This is a genomic window from Cyanobium sp. BA20m-14, from assembly GCF_024346295.1.
Genome location: NZ_JAGQCR010000114.1, coordinates 1 through 9932, shown reverse-complemented (window position 1 = coordinate 9932; position 9932 = coordinate 1). Strand labels below are relative to the sequence as shown.

Genomic DNA, 9932 nt, shown 5'->3' with positions numbered 1-9932 from the left:
ACGCCCTGGCCAAGGGGGTTGGCGTTCCTTTGCTGTTTAAGGGCACCGATTTCAGTCATACCGATCTGGAGTCGGCCTGGAACCCCGCTGCCAGCTGAGCGCGTCGCCTGACGCGCTCCAGCGCAGGGTCTCCACCAGGGGGGTACCCACCAGCATTTGGGGCAGGCTGCAGTCTTCCCCCAGCACCCGCCGGGGCGTGATCGTGGCTGCGGCGATCGCCTGCTCGGGTCGCACGCCCCAGCTGGCCAGGCGCCGCACCCCTTCAAGTAGGGGCAGGGTTACGCCGGCCAGGGTGCCGTCGGCGAGCCGGCAGCTGCCGTCGGCCACGATCAGCAGGCGCTCATCCCAGCGGTGCTGGCCTTCGCCGAGGCCGTAGGGGGCCAGGGCATCGCTCACCAGCACCAGCTGCTCTGGAGCCAGCCGCTGCAGCAGCACCGCCATGGTGGGCTCCACGTGCACCCCATCGGCGATCAGGCCGATCGCGATGTCCCCCCGCAGGGCGGCAGCCGCCACCGGCCCTGGCGCGCGCCGGTGCATGTCAGGCATGGCGTTAAAGGCGTGGGTGAGCATGCTCACGCCGGCAGCGAAGGCGTCGTGGCTCTGGACTTCCGTGGCCGCGCTGTGGCCCAGGCTCACCACGATGCCCCGCTGCCGCAGGGCGGCGATCACCTCTGCGGATCCGTCGAGCTCCGGGGCGAGGGTCACCAGGTCGATGTCGTCTTCGAAGCCTTCGATCCGCTCGGCCAGGGCAGCCAGGCTCGGTGCGGTCAGGTGCTGGGCAGGGTGGGCGCCGCGCCGCGTTGGCTCCAGGAAGGGGCCCTCCAGGTGGGCGCCCAGCAGCTGGCAGCGGCCGGGCTGGTGCCCTGCCCGCGCTTGCTCCAGCACCGCCAGGGCCTGCCGCAGCGGCGCCACGCCGCAGGTCACCAGGGTGGGGCAGATGGCTTCGACGCCGTCGCGCCAGAGCAGCTCCAGCAGCGTCTCCAGTTGCGGAAGATCGGCCGGCGTGAGCTCCGGAAAGGCCAGACCCAGGCCGCCGTTGATCTGCAGATCCACCCCGGCCGGGCTGAGCCAGTCTCCGCCCCAGTCGTCGCCGGCGGCGCTGCTGCCGGCCGCCAGGGGCTCCACCACGCTGATTAGGTCGTCGGCGTCGAGGCCGATGCGCCAGCGCTGCTGGCCGCCGTGGCTGCAGCGTTTGGCCTGGGGCAGGCGCACATTGCTGAGCCAGCGCATGGGCAGGAGTGGCGCCGGAGCAGCCAGAAGAGAGAATGCCATTCTCTGCCTGCGGCGGCGTGGTTGCGCTCTCCTCCTTTGACACTCCGTTGTCTGCAGCCGCCCCGCGGGTGGCCGTGGTGATGGGCAGCGACTCCGACCTGGCCACCATGCAGCCGGCGGTGCAGGTGCTGGAGCAGTTTGGAGTGGCGGTAGAGGTGCGGGTGCTCTCGGCCCATCGCACTCCCCTGGAGATGGTGGAATTTGCCCAGACGGCCCGCGAGCGGGGCTTCAAGGTGATCATCGCCGGTGCCGGTGGGGCGGCCCACTTGCCGGGGATGCTGGCCTCCCTCACCACCCTGCCGGTGATCGGCGTGCCGGTGCAGAGCAGGGCGTTGTCGGGGGTGGATTCACTCCACTCGATCGTGCAGATGCCGGCCGGCATCCCGGTGGCCACCGTTGCGATCGGCAACGGACTCAACGCCGGCCTGCTGGCGGCCCAGATACTCGCCACCGCCGATCCGCGCCTGGCCCAGGCCATCTCGGATTATCGCGACGGGCTCCATGGCCAGGTGCGCGCTAAGGATGCCCGCCTGCAGCAGCTCGGCAGCCGGGCCTATCTGGAGCAGATGGGCTGATGCTTGAGCGGCTCGTTCTGCCCCCCTGGCTCAAGGCCGGCCTCGCCCTACCCCTGCTGGTGCTCAACCTCTGGGTGCTGCGCCAGCTGCTGCTGCCCCTGGCACCCTTCCCGGCCCTGTTTGTGGCGGCGGCATTGATCGCCTTTCTGTTCGATCTGCCCAGTCGCTGGTTGATGGGCCGCGGCCTGCCGCGGCTGCTGGCCTATGGCCTGGTGGTGGGGGCCAGCCTGGGCCTGATGGCCCTGGCGGCGGTTTGGCTGGTGCCGCGGCTGATTGAGCAGCTGGGCGAGCTGATCACGGCCCTGCCCACCTGGTTGGCCCAGGGGGAAACCCTGCTGCAGCAGCTCCAGGCCTGGGCGGCATCGCGGGGTCTGCCCAGCGATTTCGGCGACCTCAGCAGCGAACTGCTCACCCGCACCAGCCTGCTGGCCCGCCAGTTGAGCCAGCAGCTGCTGGGCCTGCTGGGCGCCACCTTGGGGCTCACGGTCAACACCGTGATTGTGCTTGTGCTGGCGGTGTTTCTGCTGCTGGGCGGTGAGGGCATCAGTGCCGGCCTGGCCCAATGGCTGCCGCCGCGGGTGCGTCAGTTGGTGATGACTACCTTGAACCGCACCTTCCGCGGCTACTTCGCCGGCCAGGTGCTGCTGGCCCTGATCCTCAGCGCGGCCCAGATCCTGGTCTTCACCCTGCTGGGTATTCCCTACGGCGCGCTCTTTGCGGTGGCGATCGGCTTCACCACCCTGATCCCCTATGCCAGCGCCGTCACGATCGTGGCGGTGAGCCTGTTGCTGGCCCTTGACGATCCCCGCACTGCCCTGGAGGTGCTGGCGGCCGCCATCGCTGTCGGACAGGTGGTGGACCAGGTGATCCAGCCTCGCCTGATGGGCCGGATCGTGGGCCTGGAGCCCGCCTGGCTGCTGATCAGCCTGCCGGTGGGGGCCAGGCTGGGCAGCCTGCTGGGTTTGGGGGATCTGCTGGGCCTGCTGCTGGCGGTGCCGGTGGCCAGTTGCGCCAAAACCTTTCTGGATGCCTGGGGTGAGCAGTTGCGGGCCGGGGAGGCGCTCAGGCCGCCGGGCTGATTAACCCCTGGGCTTCCAGGTAGCCGATCACCTGGGCCACCGAATCCCCCAGGCTTTGGGAACCGGTGTCCAGCCGCAGCTCCGGAGCCTCGGGGGCCTCGTAGGGACTGGAGATGCCCGTGAACTCCTTGATCTCGCCGGCCCGAGCCTTGGCGTAAAGGCCCTTGGTGTCTCGCTCCTCGCAGGTGCTTAAGTCGGCTGCGCAGTGGATCTCGATGAAGTCACCGGCATCCACCAGGGCGCGGGCCTTGTCGCGGTCTGCCTTGAAGGGCGACACGAAGGCCGTGAGCACCACCACCCCCGCATCCAGAAAAAGCTTGCTCACCTCGCCGATGCGACGGATGTTTTCCTCCCTGGCGGCGTCGGAGAAGCCCAGGTCTTTGCAGAGGCCGTGGCGGATGTTGTCTCCGTCGAGCACGTAACTGGTCAGGCCTCGCTCAAACAGGGCCGAGTTCACGGCGTTGGCCAGGGTGCTCTTGCCCGAGCCGCTCAGGCCCGTGAACCAGAGGATGGCGCTGCGATGGCCCCGCTGATCGGCCCGGGCGGCCCGATCCACCGAGGTGTGGTGCCAGGCGATGTTGGTCGAGGCCCCCTGGTTGGTGAGCTCGCCGTAGGTGGGAGTGGTGGGAGCGGCGGACATCGACGCAGGGCTTGGGGCGGATGGGGACATTCTCCCCTGTGCCCCGCGCCATGCCCTTGGAAGGTGCTTTGTTGTCTGATGCCCGGGCACTTGATTCCGATTCTAGAATTGAGTTCAATAAATGGATTCTGCAATGGCTGTCAGCATTAAGAGCCCTCGAGTAGACGCCCTGCTCGAGCAGCTGCGCCAGCTCACGGGCAGGGGCGTCACGGAGATTGTGGGGGATGCCCTGGAGCTGGAGCTGCAGCGGCAGCGGTTGCTGAGCCGGCGCAGGCGCCTCAGTGCCGAGTTACCCGTCCTGCAGGAACAGGCCATCAAGACGGCCAAACCTTTCCATGCCGATTCGCTATTCGACGAGCAGGGGTTGCCGTCGTGATTCTGGATACTTCGCTGCTGCTGGCAATTCTTCAGCGAGAACCTGGGTGGGAGCAGCACCAGCAGACGCTCGAGCGGGCTGAAGTCCTACGCATGTCCGCAGGCACCCTGCAGGAGCTGCTGCTAGATGCGCACTGCCGTGGTGTGCTCGAACCGATGCAGACGTTGCTGGATCTAATTGATCCTGATGTGGTGCCGGTTGATGGGGACCTGGCAGAGCGCGCTCTCGGCATCTTCAAGCGTTTTGGCAAGGGCCAGGGCCATCCGGCCCAGCTCAACTTCGGGGATTGTTTTGCGGCGGCACTGGCTGAGCGTGACCAATTGCCCCTTGGCTATATCGGCCACGATTTCACCAAGGCGGGCTTCTGAGCTTGATCCTCGACAAGCCGCTCGGTTGAGCCTCTTGGCGCTTGCCTTTTAGCCCCCCGCCTGCTTTGGCCGGTAGCCGGCCTTCTCGAGGGCTGAGATAGCTGGGGCCACCTGGTCTCCCTGCAGCTCGATCACGCCGTCTTTGACGGTGCCGCCGGTGCCGGCGGCGGCCTTGAGCTGTTTGAGCAAGGTCTTGAGCTCGTCCTCCGGTGCCCCCAGTCCGGTGATCGCCGTCACCAGTTTTCCGCCTTTGCCGGCCTTGGTGCGCTGCACCCGCACCCGCTGCTGGCCCTTTGGGCTGGGTGCGCCCGCCGGGCCGGCCTCTCCCGTGGTGGGCCTGGCCGTGCTTGCGGCGTTGCTGCTGAATTCCTGCCAGCCGCCCTTCCTTGCCATGACGAAACCTGCGCCTATCTATGCCCCGGAGTCTGATCGGGCCGCCTTCCGGATTGCCTGATCGGTGCCCATGCCCTTCTGGAATCCACGGGACTGCTCACCAGGGATGGGAGCCGCTTTAGCCAGGCTTTTCCTGGGTTGAGATTAATCCTGGCCTGAGGGCCGACTCCCCAGGTGACCACAACCGATAGAACGAGCTGATAGGCCCCTGCCAAAGCTGGATTGCTCCGCTGTTCAGTAGACGGCTGCGTGCTGCCGGCAGACCTCCTCAGGCACTTTCTCCTCGGCCAGTTTCTGCTCAAATCGCTTGACGTCCACGTAAGAGCGCCGCATGGTCGGCGGCATCCAGGAGCTGGCGATCTCATCCGCTTCGAGTGCGCTCAGAGCCTCCGTCAGAGAGGCGGGGAGGGTCACGATGCCCAGCTCACGGCGTTGGGCTTCGCTGAGTTCCGCCGGATCCACATCACAGGAGGGAGGCAGAGGCAGCTGACGGCGTACACCCGAGAGTCCGGCCTGGATCAGGGCGCCGATGATCATGTAGGCGCTCGCGGTGGCATCGGCCGGCCGGTATTCCAGGTTGAAGCCACTGGCCTGGCGCTTGGGATCCCGGGCTGGTGAGGGGCAGATGCGGATGGCGGCCTCGCGGTTTTGGATGCCGAAGCTGGCAAAGCCGCAGCTCCAGTGGTGCGGGCCCAGCCGCAGGTAGGAGATCGGGCTCGGCGCGGTGTAGGCCACCAACGCCGGCATGTGATCCATCACGCCAGCAATGAAGCTCTGCACAAAGGGGCTCGCCTGTGAGGGCGTGCTCGCATCGAAGCTCACGTTGCGGCTTTCGCCATCGGCAAAGCTGAAGTGCAGGTGCGCCCCATTGCCGACCCCATCGAGGCTGGGTTTGGGCGAAAACGTGGCGCGCAGCCCATGCCAGCGGGCTACCTCACGGATCACCTCGCGGGTCAGGATTGCCCGGTCGGCTGCCGCCAGGCCGATGGCCGGTGCTGTGGTCACCTCGTATTGGAGATAGCCGTACTCCGGTTCCACGGTCTCTGGCTCCAGGCCGGCCTGGCTGAGGGCATCCGCGAGGTCTGCTGTGAAACGGGGTGCCACCCGCAAGGCCTCCACCGTGAAGGGTGCGCCTGGGGTGATGTCGCCGCCGCTGAGGGTGAACTCATGCTCGAAAGCCCCGACGAATCGCAGCCCGAAATCGGACTCCAGGGCGGCGAGCGCTTTGCGCGCAAAGCCTCTAGTGCAGCAGTCCCAGGAGCTTCCATCGGAATTGAGCGAGTCGCAGAGCGTGAGGTCGAACGGGGCAGCACCGTCGTAGGCCGGCAGGTGCACATGGGTCGAGGGGTCGGGCACCTGCCGAACCTCGGCGATCGGCCCCCAGGGGTTGATGGCGATCTCGCTGAAGGGGGTGAGGGCCTGGCCTGCAACGGCCCAGCCCAGGCCGTGCTCCCGCCGCGCGGCCATCTGGTCTGGCGGCACGGCTCGGCAGCGGGTGAGACCGACGTAGTCGATCCAGCCGAGCATTGCTATTCCTTTGGCCATGCCCAGACCGATGGTTGCAGGCTTCTTTCTAGCTATGCCTAGGGCCGTCGCTCCTCCCAGCCCGTTCCGGCGGCGGCCTTGAGCTGCTTCAGCAAGGCCTTGAGCTCGGCTTCCGGCGCCTCCAGTCTGGTGATGGCCGTCACCAGCTTCCCCCCTTGCCCGCCTTGGTGCGCTCCCTTGGCCATGGCCCACGCTCCAGCTCTTAAACCAGGGGTCTCGCCACATCTGGGAAGGCCGCGAGAACGGCGCGGTCGTCCGTGACTAGCGGTACCCCCAGCTGCAGCGCAGCGGCCACAAACTCGCAGTCGTAGGCACTGCAGCGGCTGCTGTTAGCCAGCTGCAAGACCTGATCGGAAGCCACGGGTTCGTCCTGCCCAGCGAGGAGCACCTCTGCGTGTTGCATCAGTGCCACGGCCTCAGAGAGCTGTAGCAGGTCACGCCGCAGGTAGGTGGTGAGCACATTGCGCCACTCACTGCGCCAGAGCGGCGGCGCTGCCCAGCGGGGTTGATCGAGCAACAGAGCGTCTGCCAAGGATGTTTTGGGTCCCGGCAGCAGCAGATAGGCCAGCACGTTGGTGTCGACAACAATCAAGGCCGACCCTCGCGCTTGAAGGCATCGATCTCGGCCGGATCAAAGCTGTGCTGAGCCAGGCTGTCGCGCAGCGCCCGGATCTCTCCCAGCTGCTGTTTTACGGCTAAGGGATCATGTCCCAGACCGGCCTCCAGGCAAACGATCGCTTCATTGTTGAGGCTGCGCCGGTGCCGCTTGGCCGCCGCGGCGAGCCGGGCATGGAGTGCGTCGGGCAGGTTCTTGAGCGTGATGGTTTTGGCCATGGCCGCAAGTGATCGCACCGCAGTCCAACCATTATGGAACCGTTCTGGTGTTCGCTGGTTTGGGGGCTTGGCGCCAATGCTTGTGTGGTGAAAGTGCTGCGAGATTTCGCTCCAATCCCTTGACCTTTACTTTTACCTAAGTGCACCGCTCTGTAGGGGTTGGCGGGGACGGTGCGATGCCAAAGCTCACGCCCTCGGGCCTCGCTGACCAACGCCGGATCTACATCGCAGTCGGGAGGCAGACGCAACTGACGGCATACGCCCGAGAGCCCGGCCCGCCTGACCAGTCGGGGCCAGGATGATCGTGATTGCCCTAAAGATGGCGCTCAGCTTTCCCTAGCCAGCAGCAGGCGCCAGCCCTCGATCAGCATCACGATCACCCAGGCCCCCATGCAAACGCTCACGGCTGCGGCGGCGATGTCCTTGGTGGCCCCGATCTGGGGAGCGCGTTCCGGCTGCACGTAGTCGCACAGCTCTTCGATGGCCGTGTTGAGCAGTTCGGCTGCCAGCACCAGCGCCGTGGTCACCAGCACCAGACCGAAATCCAGCCAGGCCCGCTGGGCAAAGGCGATCGCCAGGAGCCCCGCTGCCAGCACCACCTTGTAGGCCACGGCCTTGTCGCGCATGGCCAGGCTCAGGCCGTGCCAGATCACACGCATTTTGCGCAGCGGGTCGTAGGGCCTGGGGGTGGTGGTTGGCATCAGCCCATCATCCACCCGCCAGCTTGGGCAGGCCCGTGATCTCTCTCACCTCTTTGCGCCCTTGGCCATGGCCCCTTCTTACGCTGCAGTGATCTCGCTCCGCCGCCGGTGACCAGCACCGTTCCCCCCTTGCACGCCGCCGGCAGCCCCAATCCGGCCTATCTGGCCCTGGATGCACGCCCCAACAGCCTGGGCCGCTACGGCCAATTCGGCGGCCAGTACGTGCCCGAAACCCTGATTCCCGCCCTGGCGGAACTGGAGCAGGCGGCGGCTGAGGCCTGGGCCGATCCGTCCTTCACCGACCGGCTCAACCACCTGCTGCGCACCTATGTGGGGCGGCCGAATCCCCTCTATGAGGCCGAGCGGCTCAGCGAGCACTACCGCCGGCCCGAGGGCGGCCCGCGCATCTGGCTGAAGCGCGAAGACCTCAACCACACCGGCGCCCACAAGATCAACAACGCCCTGGGGCAGGCGCTGCTGGCCCTACGCATGGGCAAAAAGCGGATCATTGCCGAAACCGGTGCCGGTCAGCACGGCGTGGCCACCGCCACCGTGTGCGCCCGCTTCGGGCTGGAGTGCGTCGTTTACATGGGCGCCGAGGACATGCGCCGCCAGGCCCTGAACGTATTCCGCATGCGCCTTCTGGGGGCAACGGTGTGCCCAGTCACCGCCGGCACCGCCACCCTCAAGGACGCCACCAGCGAGGCGATCCGCGACTGGGTGACCAACGTGGAGAGCACCCACTACATCCTTGGTTCGGTGGCGGGTCCCCATCCCTACCCGATGTTGGTGCGCGATTTTCACGCCGTGATCGGCGAGGAAACAAAGCGCCAGTGCCACGAGGCCTTCGGCCGCAATCCGGACGTGCTGGTGGCCTGTGTGGGCGGCGGCTCCAATGCCATGGGCCTGTTCCATCCCTTCGTGCAGGACACCTCCGTGCGGCGGATCGGTGTGGAAGCCGCCGGTGATGGGGTGGCCAGCGGCCGCCATGCCGCCACGATCACCGAGGGCCGAGTTGGGGTGCTGCACGGCGCCATGAGCCTGCTGCTGCAGGACGACGAGGGCCAGGTGCGGGAGGCCCATTCGATCAGCGCCGGCCTCGATTACCCCGGCGTGGGCCCCGAGCACAGCTACCTCAAAACCATCGGCCGGGCCGAATACGGCGCTGTGACTGACACCGAGGCCCTGGATGCCCTGCAACTGCTGTGTCGCCTGGAGGGCATCATTCCGGCCCTGGAAACGGCCCATGCCTTCGCCTGGCTGGAGAAGCTCTGCCCCACCCTGGCGGCCGGCACCGAGGTGGTGCTCAACCTCTCGGGTCGCGGCGACAAGGACGTCAACACCGTGGCCGAGAAGCTGGGCGACCAGATGGGGGGGTGAGCCCCGGACGGGGCAATCATGGCCGCAGTGCAGCGGCCTGCCCGTGCCTAATCCCTTGTCCCCGCAGCTTGCCGCCCTCGCCGATCAGGGCATTCGCTGGGTGGCGATCACCTGGGTGAACCATGCCGGCGCGCCGCTGGTGAAGGTGGTGCCCCTGGCGGCTTTTGATGCGGCGGCTGCCGTGGGGGTCGGCTTTTCGCCAGTCTCGGATGCTTTCCGCGCCGATGGCGCCATCGATCCGGCCCATCGCCTTGCCAAGCCGGACGGCGACCTGCGTCTGCGGGCCGCTGCCGCTGCCCTGGCGCTGCTTGAGCCCGGCAGCGGTTGGGCCTGGGCGCCGGGGGAACGCTTCGAGCGCTCCGGCGAGCCCTATTTGGGCGATCAGCGCCACCGCTGCCGTCTGCAGCAGGAGCAGCTTCACCAGGCCGGCGTGGAGCTACGGGCCGGCTTCGAACTGGAGTGGCTGGTGGCCAGCCATCGCCTCGCTGCCGACCCCCAAGCGGCCATGCCCGGCGGGCCCTACGGCGCCGATCGGCTTATGGAGGGGCTGGATTACGCCACCGCCCTGCTCGATGCCCTGGAGACTGCCGGCATTCCCTGGCTGCAGTTCCACCCTGAATATGGGGCCGGGCAATTTGAGCTGTCGCTCGCTCCGGGTACGCCCCTGGAGGCGGCTGACCGGCTGGTGCACGCCCGGCTGGTGATTCAGCGGGTGACGCGCCGCTTCGGTTGGCACTCCGGCTGGCGCTGCAGTTTCAGTCCAAAACCC

At 67.2% G+C, this 9932-nt stretch carries 12 protein-coding genes and 1 pseudogene; 6 read left to right on the top strand and 7 right to left on the bottom strand.

Translation table 11 applies throughout. From position 1 onward, the window contains the following. Nucleotides 1–51: 51 nt before the first annotated feature. The gene (locus KBZ07_RS11295) at nucleotides 52–1230 is read right to left on the bottom strand and encodes an N-acetylglucosamine-6-phosphate deacetylase (RefSeq protein WP_254931706.1); all 1179 of its coding nucleotides are present in this window, start codon (nucleotides 1228–1230) and stop codon (nucleotides 52–54) included. A 110-nt stretch (nucleotides 1231–1340) separates the two neighbouring features. Here KBZ07_RS11295 and purE point away from each other — a divergent pair, with 110 nt between their 5' ends. Both purE and KBZ07_RS11285 read left to right on the top strand, forming a co-directional pair. Continuing rightward, nucleotides 1341–1847: a 5-(carboxyamino)imidazole ribonucleotide mutase gene (gene purE, locus KBZ07_RS11290; protein WP_254931707.1), complete on the top strand. Its 507-nt coding sequence runs from the start codon at nucleotides 1341–1343 to the stop codon at nucleotides 1845–1847. Next, nucleotides 1847–2926 carry an AI-2E family transporter gene (locus tag KBZ07_RS11285; RefSeq protein ID WP_254931705.1) on the top strand — a complete coding sequence of 360 codons (1080 nt, stop codon included), beginning with the start codon at nucleotides 1847–1849 and terminating at the stop codon, nucleotides 2924–2926. The genes purE and KBZ07_RS11285 overlap by 1 nt, the downstream gene beginning before the upstream one ends. Here the strand turns inward: KBZ07_RS11285 and cysC are convergent. Then, nucleotides 2910–3566, bottom strand: coding sequence for an adenylyl-sulfate kinase (gene cysC, locus KBZ07_RS11280; protein ID WP_254931704.1), 657 nt, complete (start codon nucleotides 3564–3566; stop codon nucleotides 2910–2912). The two genes, KBZ07_RS11285 and cysC, sit on opposite strands and share 17 nt — an antisense overlap. A gap of 133 nt (nucleotides 3567–3699) precedes the next feature. Between cysC and KBZ07_RS11275 the strand changes: the two genes are divergently transcribed. Together KBZ07_RS11275 and KBZ07_RS11270 are read left to right on the top strand one after the other, a co-directional pair. After that, the gene (locus KBZ07_RS11275; RefSeq protein WP_254931703.1) at nucleotides 3700–3942 is read left to right on the top strand and encodes a type II toxin-antitoxin system VapB family antitoxin; all 243 of its coding nucleotides are present in this window, start codon (nucleotides 3700–3702) and stop codon (nucleotides 3940–3942) included. Further along, nucleotides 3939–4310: a type II toxin-antitoxin system VapC family toxin gene (locus KBZ07_RS11270; protein ID WP_254931702.1), complete on the top strand. Its 372-nt coding sequence runs from the start codon at nucleotides 3939–3941 to the stop codon at nucleotides 4308–4310. The genes KBZ07_RS11275 and KBZ07_RS11270 overlap by 4 nt, the downstream gene beginning before the upstream one ends. A 48-nt stretch (nucleotides 4311–4358) precedes the next feature. Here KBZ07_RS11270 and KBZ07_RS11265 read toward each other — a convergent pair whose 3' ends face one another. From KBZ07_RS11265 to KBZ07_RS11240, 5 genes are all read right to left on the bottom strand, one after another. Next, nucleotides 4359–4703 (bottom strand): translation initiation factor, encoded by a 345-nt coding sequence (locus tag KBZ07_RS11265; protein WP_254931701.1) that lies wholly within the window; start codon nucleotides 4701–4703, stop codon nucleotides 4359–4361. Between the two features lie 234 nt (nucleotides 4704–4937). Beyond that, on the bottom strand, nucleotides 4938–6230 hold the full coding sequence (locus KBZ07_RS11260; RefSeq protein ID WP_254931700.1) for a glutamine synthetase family protein: 1293 nt from the start codon (nucleotides 6228–6230) through the stop codon (nucleotides 4938–4940). Nucleotides 6231–6450: 220 nt separating this feature from the next. Further along, the gene (locus tag KBZ07_RS11250; protein ID WP_254931699.1) at nucleotides 6451–6840 is read right to left on the bottom strand and encodes a type II toxin-antitoxin system VapC family toxin; all 390 of its coding nucleotides are present in this window, start codon (nucleotides 6838–6840) and stop codon (nucleotides 6451–6453) included. Next, nucleotides 6837–7082 carry a FitA-like ribbon-helix-helix domain-containing protein gene (locus tag KBZ07_RS11245; RefSeq protein WP_254931698.1) on the bottom strand — a complete coding sequence of 82 codons (246 nt, stop codon included), beginning with the start codon at nucleotides 7080–7082 and terminating at the stop codon, nucleotides 6837–6839. Before KBZ07_RS11245 ends, KBZ07_RS11250 begins: the two co-directional genes overlap by 4 nt. Before the next feature lie 326 nt (nucleotides 7083–7408). After that, nucleotides 7409–7783 carry a diacylglycerol kinase gene (locus KBZ07_RS11240; RefSeq protein WP_254931697.1) on the bottom strand — a complete coding sequence of 125 codons (375 nt, stop codon included), beginning with the start codon at nucleotides 7781–7783 and terminating at the stop codon, nucleotides 7409–7411. A 108-nt stretch (nucleotides 7784–7891) separates the two neighbouring features. Between KBZ07_RS11240 and trpB the strand changes: the two genes are divergently transcribed. Together trpB and KBZ07_RS11230 are read left to right on the top strand one after the other, a co-directional pair. Continuing rightward, on the top strand, nucleotides 7892–9163 hold the full coding sequence (gene trpB / locus KBZ07_RS11235; RefSeq protein ID WP_254931696.1) for a tryptophan synthase subunit beta: 1272 nt from the start codon (nucleotides 7892–7894) through the stop codon (nucleotides 9161–9163). 55 nt (nucleotides 9164–9218) lie between these two features. Then, a pseudogene (locus KBZ07_RS11230) lies at nucleotides 9219–9932 on the top strand (glutamine synthetase); the annotation flags it as partial.